Origin of the sequence: Falsiroseomonas sp. CW058, assembly GCF_050563535.1 — a bacterium.
Classification (GTDB): Bacteria; Pseudomonadota; Alphaproteobacteria; order Acetobacterales; family Acetobacteraceae; genus Falsiroseomonas.
The window spans coordinates 23,260-44,246 of sequence record NZ_JBNXUO010000029.1; the positions used below are offsets into that span (position 1 = coordinate 23,260).

The 20,987-nt window shown below is 74.5% G+C and carries 22 protein-coding genes, 1 tRNA gene and 1 other RNA gene; 12 read left to right on the forward strand and 12 right to left on the reverse strand.

Features of this window, described 5'->3' with window-relative positions; genetic code table 11:
* Window positions 1-26: 26 nt before the first annotated feature.
* From ACK8OX_RS19760 to mog, 3 genes are read left to right on the forward strand one after another with little or no spacing between them, the layout of a single operon-like run.
* Window positions 27-482 carry a group III truncated hemoglobin gene (locus ACK8OX_RS19760; protein WP_430665959.1) on the forward strand — a complete coding sequence of 152 codons (456 nt, stop codon included), beginning with the start codon at window positions 27-29 and terminating at the stop codon, window positions 480-482.
* Window positions 479-1,150, forward strand: a complete 672-nt coding sequence (gene ric, locus ACK8OX_RS19765) for an iron-sulfur cluster repair di-iron protein (protein ID WP_430665960.1) — start codon at window positions 479-481, stop codon at window positions 1,148-1,150. Before ACK8OX_RS19760 ends, ric begins: the two co-directional genes overlap by 4 nt.
* A 3-nt stretch (window positions 1,151-1,153) precedes the next feature.
* Window positions 1,154-1,687, forward strand: a complete 534-nt coding sequence (mog, locus tag ACK8OX_RS19770) for a molybdopterin adenylyltransferase (RefSeq protein ID WP_430665961.1) — start codon at window positions 1,154-1,156, stop codon at window positions 1,685-1,687.
* Window positions 1,688-1,697: 10 nt separating this feature from the next.
* Here mog and ACK8OX_RS19775 read toward each other — a convergent pair whose 3' ends face one another.
* Entirely contained in the window at window positions 1,698-2,633 is a 936-nt protein-coding gene (locus tag ACK8OX_RS19775) for a carotenoid 1,2-hydratase (RefSeq protein WP_430665962.1), read from the reverse strand.
* Window positions 2,630-4,093 (reverse strand): phytoene desaturase family protein, encoded by a 1,464-nt coding sequence (locus tag ACK8OX_RS19780; protein WP_430665963.1) that lies wholly within the window; start codon window positions 4,091-4,093, stop codon window positions 2,630-2,632. The genes ACK8OX_RS19775 and ACK8OX_RS19780 overlap by 4 nt, the downstream gene beginning before the upstream one ends.
* Before the next feature lie 266 nt (window positions 4,094-4,359).
* Between ACK8OX_RS19780 and ppsR the strand changes: the two genes are divergently transcribed.
* The 3 genes from ppsR to ACK8OX_RS19795 are packed head-to-tail and all read left to right on the forward strand — an operon-like array spanning window position 4,360 to window position 8,486.
* Complete coding sequence (ppsR, locus tag ACK8OX_RS19785) at window positions 4,360-5,718, forward strand: transcriptional regulator PpsR (protein ID WP_430665964.1); 1,359 nt, start codon at window positions 4,360-4,362, stop codon at window positions 5,716-5,718.
* Entirely contained in the window at window positions 5,715-7,913 is a 2,199-nt protein-coding gene (locus ACK8OX_RS19790) for a GAF domain-containing protein (protein WP_430665965.1), read from the forward strand. Before ppsR ends, ACK8OX_RS19790 begins: the two co-directional genes overlap by 4 nt.
* A gap of 3 nt (window positions 7,914-7,916) precedes the next feature.
* The gene (locus ACK8OX_RS19795) at window positions 7,917-8,486 is read left to right on the forward strand and encodes a biliverdin-producing heme oxygenase (RefSeq protein WP_430665966.1); all 570 of its coding nucleotides are present in this window, start codon (window positions 7,917-7,919) and stop codon (window positions 8,484-8,486) included.
* Window positions 8,487-8,495: 9 nt separating this feature from the next.
* Here ACK8OX_RS19795 and ACK8OX_RS19800 read toward each other — a convergent pair whose 3' ends face one another.
* Genes ACK8OX_RS19800 through ACK8OX_RS19810 form a run of 3 tightly spaced genes read right to left on the reverse strand, consistent with a single transcriptional unit; the run spans window position 8,496 to window position 11,429 of the window.
* Window positions 8,496-9,218: a class II aldolase/adducin family protein gene (locus ACK8OX_RS19800; RefSeq protein ID WP_430665967.1), complete on the reverse strand. Its 723-nt coding sequence runs from the start codon at window positions 9,216-9,218 to the stop codon at window positions 8,496-8,498.
* Complete coding sequence (locus ACK8OX_RS19805; protein WP_430665968.1) at window positions 9,215-10,426, reverse strand: 3-hydroxybenzoate 6-monooxygenase; 1,212 nt, start codon at window positions 10,424-10,426, stop codon at window positions 9,215-9,217. Before ACK8OX_RS19805 ends, ACK8OX_RS19800 begins: the two co-directional genes overlap by 4 nt.
* Window positions 10,427-10,463: 37 nt before the next feature.
* Entirely contained in the window at window positions 10,464-11,429 is a 966-nt protein-coding gene (locus ACK8OX_RS19810; RefSeq protein WP_430665969.1) for a Bug family tripartite tricarboxylate transporter substrate binding protein, read from the reverse strand.
* Between the two features lie 94 nt (window positions 11,430-11,523).
* Between ACK8OX_RS19810 and ACK8OX_RS19815 the strand changes: the two genes are divergently transcribed.
* Both ACK8OX_RS19815 and ACK8OX_RS19820 read left to right on the forward strand, forming a co-directional pair.
* Window positions 11,524-12,279, forward strand: a complete 756-nt coding sequence (locus ACK8OX_RS19815) for a DUF2786 domain-containing protein (RefSeq protein ID WP_430665970.1) — start codon at window positions 11,524-11,526, stop codon at window positions 12,277-12,279.
* On the forward strand, window positions 12,276-12,713 hold the full coding sequence (locus tag ACK8OX_RS19820) for a hypothetical protein (RefSeq protein ID WP_430665971.1): 438 nt from the start codon (window positions 12,276-12,278) through the stop codon (window positions 12,711-12,713). Before ACK8OX_RS19815 ends, ACK8OX_RS19820 begins: the two co-directional genes overlap by 4 nt.
* Window positions 12,714-12,734: 21 nt before the next feature.
* Here the strand turns inward: ACK8OX_RS19820 and ACK8OX_RS19825 are convergent, their stop codons facing one another.
* Together ACK8OX_RS19825 and ACK8OX_RS19830 are read right to left on the reverse strand one after the other, a co-directional pair.
* Window positions 12,735-13,436: a hypothetical protein gene (locus ACK8OX_RS19825; RefSeq protein ID WP_430665972.1), complete on the reverse strand. Its 702-nt coding sequence runs from the start codon at window positions 13,434-13,436 to the stop codon at window positions 12,735-12,737.
* Between the two features lie 170 nt (window positions 13,437-13,606).
* Window positions 13,607-13,680 (reverse strand) — tRNA-Arg (locus tag ACK8OX_RS19830).
* Window positions 13,681-13,784: 104 nt separating this feature from the next.
* On the opposite strand from ACK8OX_RS19830, the gene ACK8OX_RS19835 reads away from it, so the two are divergent.
* Window positions 13,785-14,294 (forward strand): ferritin-like domain-containing protein, encoded by a 510-nt coding sequence (locus ACK8OX_RS19835; RefSeq protein ID WP_430665973.1) that lies wholly within the window; start codon window positions 13,785-13,787, stop codon window positions 14,292-14,294.
* A 57-nt stretch (window positions 14,295-14,351) separates the two neighbouring features.
* Here the strand turns inward: ACK8OX_RS19835 and recR are convergent, their stop codons facing one another.
* The 5 genes from recR to ACK8OX_RS19860 all read right to left on the reverse strand — a co-directional run bounded on the left by recR (window position 14,352) and on the right by ACK8OX_RS19860 (window position 18,012).
* Entirely contained in the window at window positions 14,352-14,954 is a 603-nt protein-coding gene (recR, locus tag ACK8OX_RS19840; RefSeq protein ID WP_430665974.1) for a recombination mediator RecR, read from the reverse strand.
* A 103-nt stretch (window positions 14,955-15,057) separates the two neighbouring features.
* Window positions 15,058-15,390 carry a YbaB/EbfC family nucleoid-associated protein gene (locus tag ACK8OX_RS19845; protein ID WP_430665975.1) on the reverse strand — a complete coding sequence of 111 codons (333 nt, stop codon included), beginning with the start codon at window positions 15,388-15,390 and terminating at the stop codon, window positions 15,058-15,060.
* Window positions 15,391-15,396: 6 nt separating this feature from the next.
* The gene (locus ACK8OX_RS19850) at window positions 15,397-17,319 is read right to left on the reverse strand and encodes a DNA polymerase III subunit gamma/tau (protein WP_430665976.1); all 1,923 of its coding nucleotides are present in this window, start codon (window positions 17,317-17,319) and stop codon (window positions 15,397-15,399) included.
* Window positions 17,320-17,398: 79 nt separating this feature from the next.
* Window positions 17,399-17,497, reverse strand: an RNA gene (gene ffs, locus ACK8OX_RS19855) — signal recognition particle sRNA small type.
* A 47-nt stretch (window positions 17,498-17,544) separates the two neighbouring features.
* Complete coding sequence (locus ACK8OX_RS19860; RefSeq protein WP_430665977.1) at window positions 17,545-18,012, reverse strand: DUF29 domain-containing protein; 468 nt, start codon at window positions 18,010-18,012, stop codon at window positions 17,545-17,547.
* A 95-nt stretch (window positions 18,013-18,107) separates the two neighbouring features.
* On the opposite strand from ACK8OX_RS19860, the gene nudC reads away from it, so the two are divergent.
* Genes nudC through ACK8OX_RS19875 form a run of 3 tightly spaced genes read left to right on the forward strand, consistent with a single transcriptional unit; the run spans window position 18,108 to window position 20,889 of the window.
* Window positions 18,108-19,046 (forward strand): NAD(+) diphosphatase, encoded by a 939-nt coding sequence (gene nudC, locus ACK8OX_RS19865; protein WP_430665978.1) that lies wholly within the window; start codon window positions 18,108-18,110, stop codon window positions 19,044-19,046.
* Window positions 19,043-19,354, forward strand: a complete 312-nt coding sequence (locus tag ACK8OX_RS19870; RefSeq protein WP_430665979.1) for a phosphoribosylamine--glycine ligase — start codon at window positions 19,043-19,045, stop codon at window positions 19,352-19,354. Before nudC ends, ACK8OX_RS19870 begins: the two co-directional genes overlap by 4 nt.
* An 11-nt stretch (window positions 19,355-19,365) precedes the next feature.
* Window positions 19,366-20,889, forward strand: a complete 1,524-nt coding sequence (locus ACK8OX_RS19875; RefSeq protein ID WP_430665980.1) for a hypothetical protein — start codon at window positions 19,366-19,368, stop codon at window positions 20,887-20,889.
* Window positions 20,890-20,987 lie beyond the last annotated feature (98 nt).

The following is a 20,987-nucleotide window of genomic DNA, read 5'->3' on the forward strand; positions in this document are numbered from 1 at the left end:
AAGTAACTGGCATTGGAGATACCAGTTTGAACCCGTCCATCGCCTTCCCCGAAACCGCCGAACGCCGCGCCGCCCTGACCGCCGAGGTCACCGCGCGCACCGGCCTCGACGAGGTCTCGATCGAGGCCTTCCTGCGCGCCTTCTACGGTGCCGCGCGGGAGGATGAGGTGCTCGGTCCCGCCTTCGCCGGCGTCGCCGACTGGGAAGGGCACATCGCGAACCTGAAAAGCTTCTGGTCCTCGGTCGCGCTGATGACCGGCGGCTATCACGGGCAGCCGATGCAGGCGCATCGCGCGCTCGCGCTCACCCCCGCCCATTTCGCCCGCTGGCTCGCGCTGTTCGAGCGCACGGCCCGCGCCTGCTTCACCGAGGCGGGCGCCGCGCACATGCTCGAACGCGCGCGCCGCATCGCCCGCAGCCTGGAGATGGGGCTCATCCCGCTGCAGCTTCCGCCCCGCCCCGCGCAAGGACCATCCGCATGACCGCGCAAGCCGCCCTCGACCCCGGCTTCGCCGCCCGCAGCCTCGGCGAGATCGCCGTGAGCCTGCCCGGCGCCACCGCCATCTTCCGCCGCCACAAGCTGGATTTCTGCTGCGGCGGAGGCGCCTCGCTGGCCGAGGCCTCGGCCCGTCGCGGCGCGCCGCTGGCGGAGATCGAGGCCGACCTCGCCGCCCTCGCCCCCGCCGCGGCCGAGGCCCCGCAGGAGACGGAGGCGCTGATCGACCTGATCGAGGGGCGCTACCACGCGACCCACCGGCGCGAGTTGCCGGAGCTGATCCGCCTGGCCCGCCGCGTGGAGGCGGTGCATGGCGACCGCGAGGAGGCGCCGCACGGCCTGGCCGAGCTGCTCTCCGCCATGGAGGCCGAGCTCGGCGACCACATGGCGAAGGAGGAGGGGGTGCTGTTCCCGCTGATGCGGCGCGGCGGCCACCCGATGATCACCCACCCGATCGGCATGATGCGCCACGAGCATGACGGCCACGCGGAACACCTCCGCGCGCTCGACCGCCTGACGACGGGCGGCGTGCCGCCGGCGGGCGCCTGCAACAGCTGGCGCGCGCTCTATGCCGGCACGCGCAAGCTGGCCGACGACCTGGTGGAGCACATGCACATCGAGAACAACATCCTGTTCCCCCGCTTCGAGGCCTGAGCGGTGGACGCGGTTCCGATCGGGGTCGTCACCGTCTCCGACCGCGCGAGCCGCGGCATCTACGAGGACCGCGGCGGGCCGGCCATCGAGGCCGCGCTCGCCCGCATCCTCGCCTCCCCCTGGCGCGCGGTGCGGCGCCTGGTGCCGGACGAGCGGCCGGAGATCGAGGCGGCGCTGCGGGAGCTTGCGGACGCCGAGGGCTGCGCGCTGGTCGTCACCACCGGCGGCACCGGCCCCGCGCCGCGCGACGTGACGCCGGAGGCGACGGAGGCGGTGTGCGAGAGGATGCTGCCCGGCTTCGGGGAGCAGATGCGCGCCGCCTCGCTGCGCGTCGTGCCCACCGCCATCCTGTCGCGCCAGGTCGCGGGCACGCGCGGCCGCAGCCTCATCCTCAACCTTCCCGGCAAGCCGAGCGCGATCGACGACTGCCTGGATGCGGTCTTCCCCGCCATCCCCTACTGCATCGACCTGATCGGCGGTCCGCGGCTGGAGACCGACCCCGCCGTCTGCGTGGCCTTCCGCCCGAAGGGGGCGTGAGGGCAGGAGCCTATCGCAGCGGCCGCGGCACGCGGAAGGGCAGCATCGCGAACATGGCGGGAGAGCGGAAGCGGTCGAGCGACAGGCTCTCATGCACCGCCGTCGCGTCCTGGCCCAGCAGGCGGGTGCGGATCTCGGACCGCGAGTAGAAGGGCGCATCCACCAGGGTGCGCACCACCTCCGCCGCGCCTTCCGACCGCGTGGGCCGCGCGATGCGCCACAGCGTGCGCTTCATGCGCCGCTCGGGCGGCGGCTCCACGTCCTCGACCCGCCCGTCATCGGTGACGCGCAGCGCCAGGGACTGCGCCGTGCCGTCCCGCCGCTGCGCGTTGTAGAGGATGGCCGTCTCCCGCTCCATCGGGGCGCGGCACCAGTCCCATTCCCGGAAATCCTGCTCCAGCGGCGCCGTGCCCTCGTTGGTGTCGAAATAGGCCGGGCCGGACCAACGCAGCGCCGGGCTTTCCAGCGCCACCTCCACCCGCGACCGCGCGGCGATGGGCTGCCAGTGGTGGCGGCCGTCGGAATCCAGCACGAAGCGGCGGGTCGAGACGGCGCGCGGCACCACCCGCACCACCCCGCGCAGGCGCGAGGGGAAGGGCGCCGTCACCTCCTCGATCCGGATGGTCAGCGCGTTGCCGTCCCATTCCAGGCCGCTCGGCCCGATCTGGAGGAAGTCCGGCCCACGGCGCAGTGCCCCGCGGCGGCGGTCGGTCATCGCCCAGCGCCTCGGCGCCCCGTACAGTGCGACGTTCAGGCAGCAATGGTCCTGCGGGTCGCCGCCCGTGCCGCCTTCCGCCATCCGCGCCAGCGCGTACCAGGGGGAGAAGACGGTGCCGATGAAGGCGATCACGGTGATGCCGTGCCGCCCGTCATCCGACAGCGCGTCGACATACCACCAGGCATAGCCGCGCTTCGCCACCGCCTTGTCGAAGGCCCAGTCCGTCATCCGCCATCCCCGATCACGCGCTGCGCCGCCAGCCGCCCCGACAGCGCCGCCATCGCCACCCCCGCCCCGGGATGCGTGCCGCCCCCCGCGAGGTAGAGGCCCGGCAGCTTCGTCCAGGCGGCGGGCCGGCTGAAGGCCGCCTGCCAGCCCTGCACCGCGGGGCCGTAGAGCGCGCCGCCGGTGCCGGGGAACAGGTGCTCGAAGTCGTCGGGGGTGGTCACCACCTCGGCCGCCGGGTCACGCAGGATCTCCACCCCGCCGCGGCGCATCAGGCCGAAGGCCGCGGCCTCGCAGGCCGCGAGCGCGGTGGGGGGCAGGGGCCGCAGGTCCGCCCGCGCCGGCGCCGACACCATCGCGAGCAGGCGTTCCGCCGCGCCCGGTGGCGGCGCATCGCCCTCCCTGCGGTCCTGCGCCCAGAGCGTCACGCCCGGCGCCGCGGGCAGCCGGCCGCGATAGCCGAGATCGGCGTATTCCGCGGCCGGGTCCGCCGGGTGGAACACCGTCTGCGCCGCCGGCGGCCCGCCCGCCACCGCGGCGCGCATCGCCCAGGTGACCGCCGAGAAGGAGCGCCGCGCGACCGGCACCTCCCCCACCGCCCGCGCCGCCGCGGCGCCGAGCCTGCCGGCGCCGAGGGAGGCGACATCGGCATTGGCGATCACCGCGCGCGCCGCCACCACCTCGCCATCCGCCAGCCGCACTCCCGCGGCACGGCCGGACCGCGCCACCACCTCGCGCACCTCCGCGCCGTAGCGGAAGGCCGCGCCCTTCGCCCGCGCCAGCGCCTCCAGCGCCGCCACCAGCCGGCCCATGCCGCCCTCGACCCGCCAGGTGCCCATGCGCTCGACATGGGAGACGAGCATCAGCGTGGCCGGCGCCTGCAAGGGCGAGGTGCCGACATAGGCGGCCGCCCGCGCGAAGACCTGGCGCAGCCGGGTGTCGGCGAAATGCCCGCCCAGCGCGTCCCACAGCGTGCCGAAGGGGGCGGCGCCGAGCATCCCGCGCAGCCCCGCGGCGGCGGCGAAGCGCGCGGCGCCGGGGCGCTGCGACCGCAGGAAGGGGGCATCGAGCGCGGCATGGATGCGCGCCGCCCGCGCGCAGAAATCGAGGAAGCCGCGCGCCGCCGCCGCGCCGGCGAAGCCGCCGATCGCCTCCGCCGCCGCCCCCTGGTCCGCCGGAAGGTCGAGCCGCGTGCCGTCGGCGAAGACGTGGCGGCCCAGCATCGCCTCGGGCCGCAGCGCCACATGCGCGTCGAGGCTGGCGCCGGCCGCATCGAAGATTGCCTCGAACACGTCGCGCAGCGTCAGCAGCGCGGGGCCGGCCTCCACCTCCGCGCCCCCCGCCTCCACGCGGCGGATCTTGCCGCCGGGCCGCGGCGCGCGTTCCAGCACCACCACCCCGCGCCCCTGCGCGGCGAGCAGCAGGGCGGCGGCCAGGCCGCCCATGCCGGCGCCGATGACCACGACGGGGAGGTCTCCTGCGCGCATCCCCGCACTCAAGGCGGCCTGGCCACGAGTGTCAAGCGATCTGGACACCCGCTGGCACTCGATACTCAATGGTGAGATTCCAGCAACACCTTGAGCATTGCCGCGAAATTCTTGTCAGGACGCATTGACGTGGGGCTTCGCCGGACGCAATTCAGGTGTATCGTCGGCCAAGACGTTGCAGGCCGGGGATGCGGGGCCGCCCGGCCCCGAGAGCCGGTCTGCTCCCCATCGGACGTCCAGCCATGACCCGCGTTGCGATCACCCAGCCCGACGTCACCCTCATGCTCGACTGGGAGGGCGTGATCCGCGACGCCTCCTTCTCCGACAGCATCCCCGCCGAGGCGGCGGAGGCCTGGGTCGGGCGCCCCTGGACCGAGACGGTCGGCGACATCGCCAGCGGCCAGGTGCGCCGGATGATGGAGGATGCGCGCGACCGCGGCGTCTCCGCCTTCCTCCAGGTGACGCAGCGCTTCCCCTCGGGGCTCGAACTGCCGATCGAATACACCACCGTCCGCCTCGGCGGGCAGGCCGGGCTGATCGCGGTCGGCAAGAACCTCCAGGCGGTGGCGGAATTGCAGTCCCGCCTGCTCGCGGCGCAGCAGGCGCGGGAGCAGGACTACTGGAAGCTGCGGGAGATCGAGACCCGCTCGCGCCTGCTGTTCGACGCCTCGTCGGAAGCGGTGCTGGTGCTGGCCGCCTCGACGTTGCGCATCGTCGAGGCCAACCCCGCCGCCATCCGCGGCCTCGGCCTCGCGCCCGGCTGGGACTTCTCGCAGGAGGTCGCGCCGCGCGACCGCGCCGCCTTCCGCGAGATGCTGTCCCGCGCGCGGGAACACGGGCGGTCGCCGGGCGCGCTGCTGCATCTCGGCACCGATGCCGCGCCCTGGCTGCTCCGCGCCTCGCTGATGGCGCGCGAACCCGGGCCGGTCTTCCTCATCCAGCTCACCGCCGCCACGCCGGAGCCGCTGGACGCCGCGCCCCCCGCCGCCCCGCTGCGGACGGAGGAGCTGATCGAGGCGCTGCCCGACGCCTTCGCGGTGGTGGACGAGGACGGCGCCATCCGCCGCGCCAACCGCGCCTTCCTCGACCTCGCGCAGGCGGGGACCGAGGCGTCCATCCTGGGCGAGAGGCTCGGCCGCTGGCTGGCCCAGCCGGGGATGGACGCGGCCGTGCTGCTCGGCACCCTGCGCGAGCATGGGGAGGCGCGGCTTTTCGCCACCACCCTGACCGGCAATCTCGGCACCGAGACGGAGGTCGAGATCTCCGCCACCGCCGCCGGCGCCGGAAGGGCGCGGGTGGTCGGGCTGCTGATCCGCGACATCTCCCGCCGCATCCTGCCGGACGACGAGGCGGGCGCGCTGCGCGCCGCGCTCGGCACCGCGATCCGCGAGATGGGGCGCGTGCCGCTGCCGACCCTGGTGCGCAACACCGCCGCCGTGGTGGAACGCGCCTGCATCGAACAGGCGCTGCGCGGCGCGGGCGGCAACCGCACCGCGGCCGCCGATGCGCTCGGCCTCAGCCGGCAGAGCCTCTACGCCAAGCTCGACCGTTACGGGTTCCAGGAACACCGTGACCTGGAGGATTCGGGGGGCGGCGCGTGACCCCTGGCGTGCCGATCTTCCCCGCATCGCTGCCGGCCTTCGGCAGCACCGACCTCTCCAACTGCGAACGCGAGCAGATCCACCTCGCCGGCTCCGTGCAACCGCACGGGGCGTTGCTGGTGGTGCGCGAGCCCGACCAGGCCGTGGTGCAGGCCAGCGCCAATGCCGGCGCCATGCTCGGCCTGCCGGGGGGCGTGCTCGGCCTCAAGCTGCGCGACCTCGGCGGGAACCTGGCCGCCTGCATCCTGCCGAAGCTGATCGAGCCGCTGGACGGCGTGCCGGTCGCGTTGCGGCTGATGGCGGGCCACCCCGCCGCCGCCTTCGACGCGCTGCTGCACCGCCCGCGCGGCGGCGGGCTGGTGGTGGAGATCGAGCCGGCGCGTCCCGCGCCCGACATCACGCGCGGGATCGAGACGGCGATGCAGGCCATTCTCGGCTCCTACGCGCTGCGCCCGCTCTGCGAGGAGGCGACGCGGCTGGTGCGCGACCTGACCGGGCATGACCGCGTCATGGTCTACCGCTTCGGCGACGAGGGCCATGGCGAGGTCTTCGCCGAGGCCCGGCGCCCGGACCAGGAACCCTTCCTGGGCAACCGCTACCCCGCTTCCGACATCCCGCAGATCGCCCGCCGGCTGTACGAGCGCAACCGCGTGCGGATGGTGGCGGATGCCGGCTATGTGCCCGTCCCGCTGGAGCCGCGGCTGAACCCGCTGACCGGCGCCGACCTCGACATGTCGCTCTGCATGCTGCGCAGCGTCTCCCCCATGCATGTCCAGTACATGCGGAACATGGGGGTGGCGGCGTCGCTGGTCTGCTCGATCATGGTGGGCGGGCGGCTCTGGGGCCTGCTGGCCTGCCACCACGACACGCCGAGGCACGCGCCCTTCGCCACCCGCGCCGCCTGCGACCTGCTGGCCGAGGCGCTGGCCACCCGCATCTCCGCGCTCGAGTCCTTCGTCCAGGCGCAGGCCGACATCGCCGTCCGCCGGCTGGAACAGCGCATGATCGAGGCCATCACGCGCGAGGGGGACTGGCGCGCGGCGCTGTTCGACACGCCCTCCACCCTGCTCCAGCCGCTGGGCGCGAGCGGGGCGGCGCTGCTGTTCGAAGGCGGCATGCAGACCGCGGGCGAGGTGCCCGGCACGGCCGATCTGCGCGACCTCGGCGCCTGGCTCGACACCCGGCCGCGCGCGGCGGTGCTGCAGACCAATTCCCTCCGGCGGGACGCGCCGGGCCTCGGCGCGCTGACGCCGGTGGCGGCGGGGGTGCTGGCCACGCCCGTCTCCTCCCAGCCCGGCGAGTACCTGATCTGGTTCCGCCCGGAACAGCCCCGCACCGTCACCTGGGGCGGCGACCCGACCAAGCCCGTGCAGGTGGGCGAGGACCCGCGCGACCTGTCGCCCCGGCGGTCCTTCGCGCAGTGGCAGCAGGTGGTGGAGGGCACGTCCGAGGCCTGGACCCTGAAGGACACCGCCACCGCGCGGATGATCGGCGACACGGTCAGCGACGTGGTGATGCAGTTCCGCAGCGTGCGGATGCTGATCGCCGAGGACCAGCTGGCGCAGGTGCGCCGGCAGGTCGGCCTGTCCACCCAGGCGGTTGTCATCTGCGACGAGCACGGCATGATCACGCTGTGCAACGACGCGTTCGAAAGGCTGGTGCCGGGCATGCGCGGCGCGCGGCCGCGGCGCATCGACCAGGTGATGGCCTTTTTCGCCAACCCGGCCGAGATGCGCCGCCGGCTGCGCGACGTGATCGAGGGCCGCCATTCCTGGCGCGGCGAGGTGCGGCTGGCCGTCGACGAGGGCGCGGGCCGCCCGCTGCTGCTGCGCGCGGACCCGGTCTTCTCCGCCCCGGACCGCGTGCTGGGCTTCGTCTTCCTGTTCAATGACCTCGGCGACCGGAAGGCGGCCGACGCCGCGCGGCGCCGCTTCCAGGACGGCATCGCCGAAAGCCACCGGATGCGGGCCCGCGGCCTCGACAGCGGCGCCGCCATCGTCTTCCAGACCATCCTGACCTCGGTGGTGGAGAACGCGCAGCTCGCCGCGCTCGAGATCGCGGAGGGCGTGGACGTGGCGCACATGCCGGAGATGCTGGAGAGCGTCCGCGCCTCCGTCGCGCGCACGGCGGAGGTGCTGGAACTGCTTGCCCGCCACCTCTCGCCCGGCGGTCCGGGTCCGGGCGCCGAAGGCTGAGCCATGCCGGACGGCACGGCGCGATGGGCGCTGCGGCGCGCGACCGACGCGGCGCATGAACGCCTGCACGGGATGGCGGGCTTCCGGGACCTGGCGGAAGGCCGCATCACCCGCGCGGGCTACGCCGCGCTGCTGCGCCGGCTGCTGGGCTTCCACGCGCCCTTCGAGGCGAGGCTGGCGGAGGTGCCGGGCCTCGACGCCCTGATCGACCTCGGGCCCCGCCGGCGCGCGGCGCTGATCCGCCACGACCTCGCCGCGCTCGGCGAGCCTGCGGGGGAGGAGCGGGCCGCGGTCCTCCCGCCGCTCGGCAGCGCGGCGCGGGCGCTGGGCTGCCTCTACGTCACGGAAGGCTCTACGCTCGGCGGCCAGCAGCTTGCGCGCGCGCTCGACGGGCTGCTGCCGCCGGGGGAGGAGGGGCGGCGCTTCCTGCTGGGCCATGGCGCGCGGCACGGCGCCATGTGGCGCGACTGCTGCGCGGCCATCGAGGCCTGCGGCGCCGACCCCGCCCGGCGCGCGGAGATGGTCGACGGAGCCGTCGCCACCTTCGAGGCCTTCGAGGCCTGGTGCGGCTGAGGCCGGCCCCTACAGCCCGGCGAAGTTCGCCCGCGTCAGCCAGTAGTCCCAGGCGCGGGCCAGCGGCATGTCGGACAGCAGCATGGCCGCCGTCTTCTCGGTCTCGCCCGGGGTCAGGTAGCTGACCGGCCCGTGCGGCAGGCTCGCCAGGACCATCGCCGCGTTGTCCTTCATGTAGACGGCGGTGAAGACGGCGGCGCGCAGGTTGTGGCCCACGTTGCAGGCGCCGTGGCGGGCCAGCAGCACGCTGCGGTGCGGGCCGAGAGCGCGCGCCAGCGAATGGCCGCGCGGCAGGTCGTCCACCAGCATGTTGGTGTCGCCGAACTCGTCCTGGCTGTCCCACACCGGCACCGTCGCGCCCATCACGCTGCCCATGTGGAAGACGGGTTTCAGCACCAGCTTCGTCACCGTGAAGGGGATGATGGCGCGCGCATGGTGGTGGATCACCGCCCGCACATCCGGTCGCGCCATGTAGATGGTGCCGTGGATCGCGCGTTCCGAGTAGACGCGGCGGCCGCGCTGGTCCACCGGCGTGCCGTCCAGCTCGAACTCCATGATGTCGTCGCTGGTCACCGCCACCGGGCTGCGGCTGCGCGACAGCAGGTAGCGGTCCGGGTTCGTCGGGTGCCGCAGCGAGACATGGCCGAAATCGTCGATCACGTCCTCCCGCGCGAGGATGCGGTTGGCGAGCACCAGCTCGCGCGTCGCGTGGGCGACGAGGTCGTCGTTCATGCCGTCGTGGTTCCCTGTGATTCCGGATCGTCCCCGCCATAGAGCCAGGCGAGGGTGTCGCGCCAGTCCGCCTGGGTCTTGGCGCGCATGATGGCATCGCGCAGCGCCGCATGGGCGCCGGCGGGGTGGTACACATGTTCCCCCACCGCGCGGGACTGGAGCTGCACCCGCGCGGTCCGCAGCGCGCGCCGCGCGTTGTAGGCCGGCAGCGCGCGCTCCGCCTCGCCCCCATGCGCCGCCATCATCCGGGCGAGGCAGACCGCGTCCTCCAGCGCCATGCAGGCGCCCTGCGCCATGTATTGCAGCATCGGATGCGCGGCATCGCCCAGCAGCGCGACGCGGCCGTCCACCCATCGCTCCACCGGGTCCCGGTCGCACAGCACCCAGAGCTTCCAGTCCCGCCCGTGCCGGATGATCGACTGCGCGACGGGATGGACATGGCGGAAGCCGGCCAGGACCTCCTCCTCCGCCACCGGCTTGCCGGCCACCGGTTCCGCCGCGTCGTTGTGGCAGGTGACGACCAGGTTGAAGGTCTTCCACCCCTGCAGCGGGTAGTGGACGAGGTGGCATTTCGGCCCGGCCCACAGCGTCGCGGCGTTCCAGCGCAGGTCCTCGGGCATATGCTCCGTCGGGATCACGCTGCGATAGGTGGTGTGGCCCGAGACGCGGGGCGGGCCGTCGCCCACCAGCTGGCGGCGGATGCCGGACCACAGCCCGTCCGCGCCGACCAGGGCGCGGCCGGGCACGCGCCCGCCATCGGCCAGGATGGCGCTGACCGCCGTGCCCTCCTGCTCGTAGCCCGCGACCTCCGCGCCCGTGCGCAGCGTGACGAGGGCGTGGTCGCGGCAGGCCTTCAGCAGGACCCCGTGCAGGTCGCCGCGGTGGATCACCGCATAGGGGTTGCGGAAGCGCGCGCGGAACGCCTCGCCGAGGTCGATGTGGCAGATCTCCTCCGCCGTCAGCGCATCCATCAGCCGCAGCCGGTCCACATGGATCGCCATGGCGCGCGCGGTGTCGCCGATGCCGAGCCGGTCGAAGCAGTGGAAGGCGTTGGGGCCGAGCTGGATGCCCGCGCCCACCTCGCCGAGTTGCGCCGCCTTCTCCAGCACCGACACGCGGAAGCCGGCCCTGGCCAGGCCGAGTGCCGCGGCGAGTCCGCCGATGCCGCCCCCCGCGACGAGGATCGGCAGGTCGCGCATCGGGGTCATGCCCTCGCTGCCTGGCCTTGCGGCGACCGGGTGCGGCTTATTCGGGCTGGATGCCCGCCTCGTCGGCGATGCGGCCGTTCCTCACGTTCTCCTCCGCCAGGAAGGCGGCGAAGCTCTCCAGCGTGTCGGTGGTGAAGGGATCGGCCCCCATCTCCGCCAGGCGGCGCGCGATCTCGGGCTCGGCGCCGATCTCGCGCAGGGCCTGGGCGGTCGCGGCGGCGGTGACGGCGGGCAGGCCGCGCGGCGCCCAGACCGCGTACCACAGCGTGAAGTGCAGGCCCGGCAGGCCGGCCTCGTCCACCGTCGGCACCTCCGGCGCGGCGGCGCTGCGGGTGGGGGAGGTGACGGCGAAGGCACGCAGCCGCCCCGCCTGCACCAGCGGCTGGGCCGAGAGCAGGGGCGCGACCATCAGCGCCACGTTGCCCGCCACGACGTCGTTGATGGCGGGCGCGGTGCCCCGGTAATGCGCCACCACCGCTTCCGCCGCGCCGACGCGCCGCTTCAGCCCCTCCGCCGCCAGATGCGCCATCGACCCCGCGCCGGAGGTGGACAGCGTGTAGTGGCGCGGGTCGCGCCGCATCTGCGCGGCCAGTTCCGCCAGGCTGCGGGCGCGCGACGCCTCGGGGTGGCCGACGATCAGCAGCGGCGCGGTGGCCACCCGGCCGATCGGCGCGAAATCCGCCATCGGGTCATAGGCGAGCCCGCGGGTGACGCGGCTGCCCATCAGGTGGATGTCGGCATTCACCAGGAAGGTCTGGCCGTCCGGCGCGCTGCGCGCGACCTCGGCCGCGCCGATGGTGTTGTTGCCGCCGGCGCGGTTCTCCACCAGCCAGTTCTGTCCGGTGCGGGCCGCGAGCCGCGGCGCATAGAGCCGGCCGATGATGTCGATCGCGCCCCCCGGCGCGGCCGGCACCACCAGCCGCACCGACCGCCCGCCCTGCGCCGCGGCCGGTCCCGCCGCCAGCCCCGCCAGCGCGGCGGCCATCATGCTTCGGCGCTTCATGCCCTGCGTTCCCATCCCGTGCCCGACAGGATCGCCGCGCCGCGCGGCCTGTCAATCGCGCGGACCGGCCTCGGCCGTGCTATGCGCTCCCGCCATGGACGAGCAGACCGAACTGGCGAAGGTGAAGGCCCGCATCCGCGCGCTCGCGGCCCGCACGGTGGAGCGCGGCTGTTCGGAGGCGGAGGCGATGGCGGCCGCCCAGAAGGTGGGCGAGCTGCTGGAGGTCTACGGCCTCTCGATGTCCGAGGTGGAGCTGCGCGAGGAGGCCTGCGTGCAGCGCGTGGTGGTGTTCGACGACCCGCGCCGCCAGGCGATGGGCTGGCTGTTCCCCGCCCTGCTGCGGCTGACCGGGTGCCGCGGCTGGACGGTGGGCCGCGCCGACTACGTGATCTTCGGGCTGGAGCCCGACGTGCAGATGGCCGAGTACCTCATGCAGGTCATCGCCGGCGCCCTCGCCTGGGAGGAGGCGCGCTACCGCGCCTCGGCCGACTACGCGCGGGGCAGGCTGGCGCCGCAGGCCAGGCTGCGCAGCTTCCGCATCGGCTTCGCGGACCGCGTCGCGGCGCGGCTCGACGAACTCGCCAGCCACCGCCGGGCGACCGAGCAGGCGGCGGCGGCGGGCGCCGCGGCAACCACGGGCACGGCCGGCACCGCCCTGGTGCTGCTGAAGGAACGCAGGATCGAGGAGGGCTTCCGCGCGCTGGGGGTGCGGCTGCGCACCGTCACGCGCAGCACGGTGGTGCGCGACCGGGGCGCCTATGGCCATGGGCGGGATGCGGGCGGGCGCGTCGGGCTCGACCGCCCGATCGGCGCGGGCACGGCCGGCCGGGCGCTGCCCCGCCGGGGATGAGGCACGGCGACCCGCAGGCGCGGCGGCTCTACGCCTGGGAGGATCGGGTCGTCGCCCCGCGCGACCGCAGCCTGGTGCCCTTCGCACGGCTGCAGGCGCTGGTGGACCATGTGTGGGAGGCGGAGGGCCGGCGCTGGCCGCCGCGCATCCGCCCCCTGCCACGCCAGGCGCGCCGCATCGTCGCGCGCGCCACCCGCACCGCCATCGAGGCCCCGCCCGAACTGCCGAGCTGGGTGCTGCTGCACGAGCTGGCGCATGCGCTGACCACCGACATCGACGGCCATGGCGCCGGCCACGGCCCCGATTTCGTGGCGGCCTATCTGCGCCTCCTGGTGCGCCATGCCCGGCTGGACCGGGCGATGCTGGAGGAGACGCTGGCCGAGGCCGGCCTGGCCTGGACGCGGGACGACCAGCCGCAGGGTGGTTGCAACTAGATCCGGCGACGCGGCGCCGGACTATCCGCGCCGCGTGACACGCACCGAGACCGCCACCTCCTCGGTGCAGGCGACGTAGTCGAAGTCGAAGCGGTCGCGGTTCTCGGCCTGGAACTCCATCCAGGCCTTGTACTCGTGGTCCTGCCAGCCGACATAGTTGAAGAACTCGTCGAAGACGATCAGCGTGTCCTGCATCCGCGGCGCGCACTGGTCCAGGATGAACTTCGCCGGGCCGTAGAGATCGGTGTCGATGTGCAGGAACCGCACCTCGCCCGGCGTCTCGGCCAGGAAGCGGGGCAGCGTGTCCTCGATCATGCCGATGCGGAGCGCGACATTGGGGGCGACCTGCGGGACGCCCATGGCGAAGGCGCCCTTCGGCACGCCGTCGCGCCAGTCCTCCGGCAGGCCCTGGAAGGAATCGAAGCCGGTAATGGCGGGCACCACGGGCGCGACGGCGTTGATGGTGGTGCCGGACGCCACCCCGAATTCGAGGAAAAGCCCGTCGCCGAGCCCCGCCGCGATGCGTGCCACATGCACCAGGTGGTCGATCCAGCTGCGGAAGCAGGGGCGGTTGTAGAGGTGCTTCGCATAGATCCGCCCCGCCTCCATCGCCGCCATCACCTGCGCGGCCTTGCGGTGGCTGAGCGGCTGCAGGGCATCGGCGCCCATGACATGCGCCATGAGGGGCTCGAGGAAGATGCGGTCCAGCGGATCGGTGCTCATGGCCTTCGCCTCGTTGCCGGGGGAGCAGACCAGCAAGCCCGCACACGCGGCAGGCCGCAAGCATGGGCGGCGCGGAAACGGCGGAAGTGTTCCCGGCGGGATTCGAACCATTCCGCCACAGGCGGACCGACACAAACACTGTGGGTTCGCAGCACTGAAAGCGTTGGAAATGTTCCCGGCGGGATTCGAACCCACGGCCCCCAGATTAGGAATCTGGTGCTCTATCCGGCTGAGCTACGGGAACAGCCCGGCCCCGCATACCACGAACCGCCCCCCGGGCGCGAGGGGCGCGGAACCCGGCGGGGACTCCGCCGTTCGCCCCGCGAACCAGCGAGGAGACCGCGTCCCATGGCCACCAGCATCCGCGACATCTACATCACCGGCCTGCAGAACGCCCATGCGCTGGAAGCGCAGGCCATCCAGCTCTGCAACCGCCAGGTGGAGCGGCTTGAGAACTATCCCGAGATGCGCGAACGCCTGCGCATGCACTCCCAGGAGAGCCAGCGCCAGCAGGAGAGGATCGACCAGATCCTCCAGTCGCTCGGCACCTCTCCCTCGACGCTCAAGGACATCGGCACCTCCATCATGGGCAACCTGGCCGCGGCCAGCCACGCGCTGATGCAGGACGAGGTGATCAAGAACACCTTCGCCAACTACGCCTTCGAGCATTTCGAGATCGCGAGCTACCGTTCGCTGATGGTGATGGCCGAGGCCGCCGGCGACAGCCGCGCCCCGCGCCTGCTGCAGGAGAGCCTGAACGAGGAGATCCAGATGGCCCGCTGGATCGAGGAGAACCTCGATTCCACGACCCGGCGCTACATGCAGCTGGAAGCCGCGGGCATGAAGTCCGGCGTCTGACCCGACCCGCTCGTCCCCCTTTCCCGCCCAAGGGGAAGGGGGGCGGCGGCCCTGCCGTCAGATCGGCCGCCGCGCCCGCAGCGCCGCCGCCAGCGTCCCCTCGTCCAGCACATCCAGCGCACCGCCCATCGGCACGCCCTGCGCCAGGCGCGTGACCGCGACGCCCGTCGGCTTCAGCCGGTCGGTCAGGTAATGCGCGGTCGTCGTGCCATCGACGGTGGCGGGCAGCGCCAGGATCACCTCCTCCACGCCCCCCGCCTCGATCCGCGCCAGCAGCGGGCGGATCGACAGGTCCTCCGGCCCGACGCCGCCGAGCGGCGAGAGCGTGCCGCCCAGGACGTGGTAGAGCCCGCGATGCGCATGCGCGCGTTCCAGCGCCCAGAGATCGGCCACCCCCTCCACCACGCAGACCAGGTGCCGGTCGCGCCGCGCGTCGCGGCAGATGCCGCAGGGCGACTGCGCGTCGAGGTTGCCGCAGGTCTCGCAGGGGCGGACGGCGCGGGCGGCCTCCACGAGCGCCTCGGCCAGCGGCAGCATCGCCTCCTGTGGGCGCATCAGCATCCGCAGCACGGCGCGGCGCGCGCTGCGCCGGCCCATCCCCGGCGTCCTGGCCAGCAGGGCGATCAGGTGCTCGATCGGGTCGTGGGTGGTGTCCGGCATGCGCCTCCGGTCCGTGGCAGTGGACGGTCCCCGGCCCCGGGACGCCGCCGGCCGCCCGGGGTGGCCCGCCCCGCGGCGGGGCGCGGCCTCGTGCTGGGGGTCGTCAGAAGGGCAGCTTGAGCCCGCCGAGCCCGCCCGGGATGTTCAGCCCGGCGGTGGCCTTCTGCATCTCCTCGGCCATCATGGCCTCGACCTTCTGCTTGGCGTCGGCATGCGCCGCCACCAGCAGGTCCTCCAGCACCTCGCGGTCGTCGGCGGTCATCAGCGAGGGGTCAATGCCGACGCGCCGCAGGTCGCCCTTGCCGGACAGCGTGATCTTCACCATGCCTGCGCCCGACGCGCCCTCGACCTCCATCGCCTCCAGCTTGGCCTGCATCTCCTGCATGCGCGTCTGCATCTGCTGCGCCTGCTTCAGCATGTTGCCGAGGTTCTTCATGGCGGCTCAGTCCTCCTGTGTGATGTCGTCGTCCATGCCGACCGGCTCGGCATCGGGGGGGGCGAAGTCGCGTCCGGGCTCCTCCGCGGCATCCGGCGGCGGCAGGCCGTAGGCGTCGAGCGAGGCGTCGCGCACCGCCTCGATGGTGGCGCCGGGGAAGGCGTCCAGCACCGCCTGCACCAGCGGATGGGTGCGCGCGAGCGCGAGCCGGTCCTGCTCCGCCGTGCGGCCCTGCTCGGCCAGCGTCGGCTCCCCGCCGGCGCTGACGAGGGAGATGGTCCAGCGCGTCCCCGTGGCGGCCAGCAGGAAGGCGGCCAGCCGCGGCGACAGGTCGCGCGGGGCGTTGTCGGCCGGGCGGAACTCGATCCGGCCGGGGGTGACGCGGACGGGATGGGCGAAGAAGCGCAGCTCCGCATGCAGCCGCGGCTCCCGCCCCGAGGTGAGGGCGACCACGTCCCGCCAGCTCGCCGGCTGGGGGGGCGCGGCGGGCAGGGGGCTGGCCGCGGCGGCCACGGCGCCGCCGCCGGCGATGGCGCGCAGCCCGCCGCCCTGCGGTCCGGGCGCCTGGGGCCCGGCGGGCGCCGCGGCGCCCTGCTCCATCAGCCGCTTCACCAGGTCGCCCGGGGTCGGCATCTCCGCCACATGGGCGATGCGGATCAGCACCATCTCCGCCGCGGCGCGACGGTCCACGCCGTCCTGCGCCACTTCCTGCAGGCCCTTCAGCAGCATCTGCCAGGCCCGCGCGAGGACGGGGATGGAAAGCCGGTCCGCCAGCTCCGCCGCGCGGCCGCGCTCCGCCTCGGTCAGGGACGGGTCCTTCCGCAGAGCGGGGACGGATTTCAGGCGGGACAGGAGGTGCGTCAGCTCCAGCAGCTCCGACAGCATCACGCCGGGATCGGTGCCGCCGGCATGCGCCTCCTCCGACAGCGCCAGCGCGGCGGCGACGTCGCCGGCCATCAGCGCCTCCATCACCGCGAGCGCGAGCGCGCGGTCGGCGAGGCCCAGCATCTCCCGCACCGCCTCGGCCCGGACGCCGCCGGAGGCGCCGCCCCCCTGCGCGATCGCCTGGTCGAGGATGGACAGCCCGTCGCGCACCGAGCCATCGGCGCCGCGCGCCACCATGGCCAGCGCCTCCTCCTCCGCCGCCACGCCCTCGGCGTCGCAGATGCGGCGGAAATGGGCGCGCAGCTCCTCCTGGCTCACGCGGCGCAGGCGGAAGGTCTGGCAGCGGGAGAGGATGGTGGTCGGCACCTTCCGCAGCTCGGTCGTCGCCAGCATGAACTTCACGTCCGGCGGCGGCTCCTCCAGCGTCTTCAGCAGCGCGTTGAAGGCGGCGGACGAGAGCATGTGCACCTCGTCCAGGATGATGACCTTGAAGCGGCCCTGGGCGGGGCGGAAGCGCAGGCGTTCCCGCAATTCCCGCACGTCGTCGACCGAGTTGGAGGAGGCGGCGTCGAGCTCCTGCACATCCGGGTGGCGGTCGGCCAGGATGGCGCGGCATTCGGCGCAGACCCCGCAGGGGTCGGGCGTGGGCCCGCCGGTGCCGTCGGGGCCGACGCAGTTCAGCGCGCGGGCGATGATGCGGGCGGTGGTGGTCTTCCCCACGCCGCGCACGCCGGTGAGCATGAAGGCGTGGTGGACGCGCCCCTGCGCGAAGGCGTTGCGCAGCGTGCGGACCAGCGCGTCCTGGCCGATCAGGTCGGCGAAGGCCTGCGGGCGGTACTTTCGGGCCAGCACCCGGTAGGGCGCGGCGGGTGCGGGCGCGGCGGACCCGAGTGAAGATGCGGGGGCGGGTGCGGGGGCGGGCTTCGCGGGCTGCGGGGCGGGGTCGCCGAACAGGCCGGGGCCGTCGGGCGCCGGCGGCTCGGGCAGGTCCTCGTCCCGGTCGGTCTCGGGCGGCAGCGGGCTGCCGAAGATGTCGCTGGCCATGCGCGCGGTCCGTCCGGGTGTCGGCAACAGGCCCGGATCGCGGGGCCCGGGAATGGGTCCGCCGGGGGCAGGGGTGGCGGGTGGAAGGCCGGCGGGCGACCCGCGCGAGAACTCGTTACGGCTGCTTCCTTCCGGACCTGACCGGGTTGGCGAGGGGCACGTCCGTCGCCGACCTTCCGCCGGTGAATATCGTGCGTCCGGGCCCGCGGGGCAATGGTGGGGGGATCAGCTTCGGCGGAGGCGGGCGACCAGGGCATCGGTGGGCAGGTCGCGGTCCAGCAACTCGGCCAGGGTCAGGTCGGTCCCGTCGCGCAGCGGCAGGGGGGGCATCTCAAGGCTGGTTGCCCGGACGGTGTCGAGCGCATCGGCATGAAGGCCGGCCAGATCGATCAGCTGTCCCATGCTCGGGCTGAAACGTCGGCGTGCAGAGTTGAGGAAGGTGCGGATCTCACCCCGCCAGTGGCCGCCCGCGGGGTGCATCGGCCAGGCCGCCAGCTTCATGGCGTGGATCAGGGCCTGCGCAAGGAGCGACTCCACCGCCTTCGTCTCGCTCTTCCCCAAATCCTCCACCTCCTCGATCAGGTTCGCCCAGTCGAGGTCGTTCACCCTCTCCCCGGCGGCGAGGCGGCGCAGGCGGTCGGCCTGGAGCCGGCTCCAGGCCACGAAATCGCGGTGGTAGAGGTCGTCGGGCATGGCGGGGCCTCCGCGGCGGAGGATACACGGCGCCGCAACGGCCGGCCATGCCGGTCGGTTGCCGCCACCCCGGCCGCGTGGCAGGGTCCGGCGCGATGCTCTCCGTCCCCGCCAGCCGTCCGAATGCCTATACCGGCAGTCCGCTCGACCGCGCCGCGCAGCTGCGCGACGACGCGGACTGGATCGCCGGGGCGCTGCACGACCCCGAGACGCTGTTCGCCCCGGTCTGGCGCAGCCGCAGCCTGATGAAGGGCGTGGCCGAGGGCCGGCCCGAGGCCGTGCTGGTCACCGCCGCGGCGGCGGAACGCCTGCGCATGGCCGGCGGGCCCTGGGCCTTCCTCGGCCTCTGGCAGGGCAGGCCGGTCTTCACCGTGGACTGCTCGGCGGCCGAGGACCCGATCCCGCTGCTGCCGGACGAGACCACCGGCGGCCCGGTCGGCTTCACCGACCTCCGCCAGGTCGCCGGCCTGCTGCCGCCGGGGGAAGCCAGCGTGCTGGCCCATGCGCGCGGGCTGATGCACTGGCGCACCCGGCACCGCTTCTGCGGCAATTGCGGGCAGGGGTGCGAGCCGCGCTCGGCCGGCCATGCCATGGTCTGCTCCGGCTGCGGGGCGCAGCATTTCCCGCGCACCGACCCGGCCGTCATCATGCTGGTGGTGCGCGGCGACCGCTGCCTGCTGGGCCATTCCCACCGCTTCCCCAACACCGCGATGTATTCGACGCTGGCCGGCTTCGTGGAACCCGGCGAGAGCCTGGAGGAAGCCGTCCGGCGCGAGGTGAAGGAGGAGACGGGGGTGGAGGTCGGCCGCGTCGCCTACCATTCCTCCCAGCCCTGGCCCTTCCCCTCCTCCATCATGCTCGGCTTCCACGCCGAGGGGCTGTCGGAGGCGATCACCATCGACCCGGAGGAGCTGAAGGACGCCCGCTGGTTCACCCGCGACCAGCTGCGCGACCCGTCGGCGCATGGCTTCGGCCTGCCGCGCGTGGATTCCATCGCGCGGCGGCTGATCGAGGACTGGATGGACACCGCATGATCCCCGTGGCGCGCAGCTTCCTCATCCTCGCGCTGCTGGCTGCGGCCGGCTGCGGCGCGCGGCAGCCGGCCGCGCCGGCCACGGCCGAGGATCCGGCCGTGGCCGCCTGCCGTGACGAGGCGCGGGACAGCCCGGCGGTGCGCGACCTCGGGCGGCGCATGCTGATCGGCGACATCTCCCAGACGGAACGCGTCCGCGCCGAGCAGCGCGCGGCGGAAGCCCGCGCCTTCAACGATTGCCTGCGCCGCCGCGGCCTGGCGCGCGGCGGCGGGGTGGAACAGGTGCAGCCGCGCGGCGGGATCTTCTGACGGAGCCGCCGATGCAGCCGCCCATCCGGTCCCGCGCGCCGATCGGGTTCCTCGATGCGCTGCGCGACAACACCGTCATCGGCTGGGCGCGGGACCCGCAGGACCACGCCGCCGTCGCCGTGGTGCGGCTGATGCGCGGGCTGGAGGTGCTGGCGGAGACCGAGGCCGGCATCGCGCGGGACGACGGGATGCCTGGCTTCCGCCTCCGCGCGCCGGTGCCGCTGACCGCGACCGAGCTGCTGGAAGGCCGCGTGCGCGTGCGGGTGCTGCTGCCCGGCCGCCAGGCCCCCTTCACCCTGGCCATGACGGCGCGGATGCGCGCCGCGCTGGAAGCCGAGGCGGGGTGGGAGCCGACGACCGAATTCGCCGCGCCCCCGGCCTCTCCGCCCCCTGCATCTCCGTCCCCCGTGCCCGCGCCGCCGCCCCGCCGCAGCGTGCCGGAACCGCCCCTGCCGCCCCCCTCCGCCCGGCGCCCGCTTCCCACCCCGCCGCCCGCCCCGACCGGGACGCCCAGCGCCGACCCCGCACCGGCCCCGCCCGAGGCCGAGCCCGCCGCGGCAGCACCGGCCCCGATCGAACCGCCCCCCGACGCCCCTGTGCCAGCCCCGCGCGAGGTTGCGCCTGTCGCGGCCGCCCCGGCCCCGACCGGGCTGTCCAACCCCGCACCCGCCCCGCCCGAGGCGGCACCGGCCGCGGCAGCGCCGGACGCGATCGAGCCGCCCCCTGCCGATCCCGCCCCCGCCCCCGCCCCTGCCATCGCGGAATCCCGCGACATCCCATCCCCCGGGCCCGCGGTGCCGCAGGCGCCCGTGCTGCGGCCGCTCTCCGCCCTGGCGGCGGCGGCCGATGCCGCCGGCATCGCGCTGCTGCACCTGGCGGTGCCGGGCCGCGACGCGGTCCTCGCGCCCGGATCGCCCACCGGCTTCGATGCGCTGGAAGCCGAGGCCGCGACCCTGCCCGCCGTCGCGCGAGACTGGGTGCCGCTGCGCGCCGCCTTCGCGCGCGATCCCAACCCCGGCACGCTGTGGCGCCGCGACGGCCGGCGGCTGTCCGTGGAAGGCGGCGTCGCGCTGCTGCGGACGCTGCTTGCCGTGCTGCGCGCGCGGCTGCCGGCCGAAGCGGGCGTGCTGGCGCGGGCCGAGGCGCTGGTGGAGCGTCCCGACCTTGCCGCCCTGCCACGCCGCGACGCCGCCGGCGCCGGGGGGGAGGAGGGGCCCGCCTTCCTCGGCGTCCCGGTGCACGAGACCGAGCCCGACCTGACGGAGGCGATCTTCTTCGACCTGCCGGCGCCGCGCCGGCTGCGGGCCGTGGCGGGGCTGGAGGCCTGGACCTCGGCCGGCGCGCCGCTGCCCTGGAGGGTGCTGCTGCTGGCCACACCCGGGCTCGGCGGCAGCGCGGGGCCGGCGGCGCCCGGCTGGTGGCTGCGCTACCTCGTCGCGGAATGCGTGATCTCCGAGGCGCTGCCGACCGCCCCGCCGGAAGCCGCGCTGGCGGTGCAGCCGGGGCTGATCCTGACGCTGTCCGACGCGGGCTGATACGATCGGTCGAATGCTTCGACCGACGTATGCCTTTGTCGGACCATCAAGCGCCGGGCGCGCGCTCCGCGCGCTTGGCTGCGCGCCACATGGCGCTG

Excerpts from the sequence above, each read along its gene's own strand:
- recR (WP_430665974.1), bottom strand. The coding sequence starts at position 14,954 with ATGCCGGACACCACCCACGACCCGATCGAGCACCTGATCGCCCTGCTG.
- ACK8OX_RS19825 (WP_430665972.1), bottom strand. The coding sequence starts at position 13,436 with ATGAGCACCGATCCGCTGGACCGCATCTTCCTCGAGCCCCTCATGGCG.
- ACK8OX_RS19775 (WP_430665962.1), bottom strand. The coding sequence starts at position 2,633 with ATGACGGACTGGGCCTTCGACAAGGCGGTGGCGAAGCGCGGCTATGCC.
- ric (WP_430665960.1), top strand. The coding sequence starts at position 479 with ATGACCGCGCAAGCCGCCCTCGACCCCGGCTTCGCCGCCCGCAGCCTC.
- ACK8OX_RS19860 (WP_430665977.1), bottom strand. The coding sequence starts at position 18,012 with ATGCCCGACGACCTCTACCACCGCGATTTCGTGGCCTGGAGCCGGCTC.
- ACK8OX_RS19815 (WP_430665970.1), top strand. The coding sequence starts at position 11,524 with ATGGACGAGCAGACCGAACTGGCGAAGGTGAAGGCCCGCATCCGCGCG.
- ACK8OX_RS19870 (WP_430665979.1), top strand. The coding sequence starts at position 19,043 with ATGATCCCCGTGGCGCGCAGCTTCCTCATCCTCGCGCTGCTGGCTGCG.
- ACK8OX_RS19800 (WP_430665967.1), bottom strand. The coding sequence starts at position 9,218 with ATGAACGACGACCTCGTCGCCCACGCGACGCGCGAGCTGGTGCTCGCC.
- nudC (WP_430665978.1), top strand. The coding sequence starts at position 18,108 with ATGCTCTCCGTCCCCGCCAGCCGTCCGAATGCCTATACCGGCAGTCCG.
- ACK8OX_RS19875 (WP_430665980.1), top strand. The coding sequence starts at position 19,366 with ATGCAGCCGCCCATCCGGTCCCGCGCGCCGATCGGGTTCCTCGATGCG.
- ACK8OX_RS19820 (WP_430665971.1), top strand. The coding sequence starts at position 12,276 with ATGAGGCACGGCGACCCGCAGGCGCGGCGGCTCTACGCCTGGGAGGAT.
- ACK8OX_RS19795 (WP_430665966.1), top strand. The coding sequence starts at position 7,917 with ATGCCGGACGGCACGGCGCGATGGGCGCTGCGGCGCGCGACCGACGCG.
- ACK8OX_RS19805 (WP_430665968.1), bottom strand. The coding sequence starts at position 10,426 with ATGACCCCGATGCGCGACCTGCCGATCCTCGTCGCGGGGGGCGGCATC.
- ACK8OX_RS19845 (WP_430665975.1), bottom strand. The coding sequence starts at position 15,390 with ATGAAGAACCTCGGCAACATGCTGAAGCAGGCGCAGCAGATGCAGACG.
- ACK8OX_RS19810 (WP_430665969.1), bottom strand. The coding sequence starts at position 11,429 with ATGAAGCGCCGAAGCATGATGGCCGCCGCGCTGGCGGGGCTGGCGGCG.
- ACK8OX_RS19850 (WP_430665976.1), bottom strand. The coding sequence starts at position 17,319 with ATGGCCAGCGACATCTTCGGCAGCCCGCTGCCGCCCGAGACCGACCGG.
- ACK8OX_RS19835 (WP_430665973.1), top strand. The coding sequence starts at position 13,785 with ATGGCCACCAGCATCCGCGACATCTACATCACCGGCCTGCAGAACGCC.
- ppsR (WP_430665964.1), top strand. The coding sequence starts at position 4,360 with ATGACCCGCGTTGCGATCACCCAGCCCGACGTCACCCTCATGCTCGAC.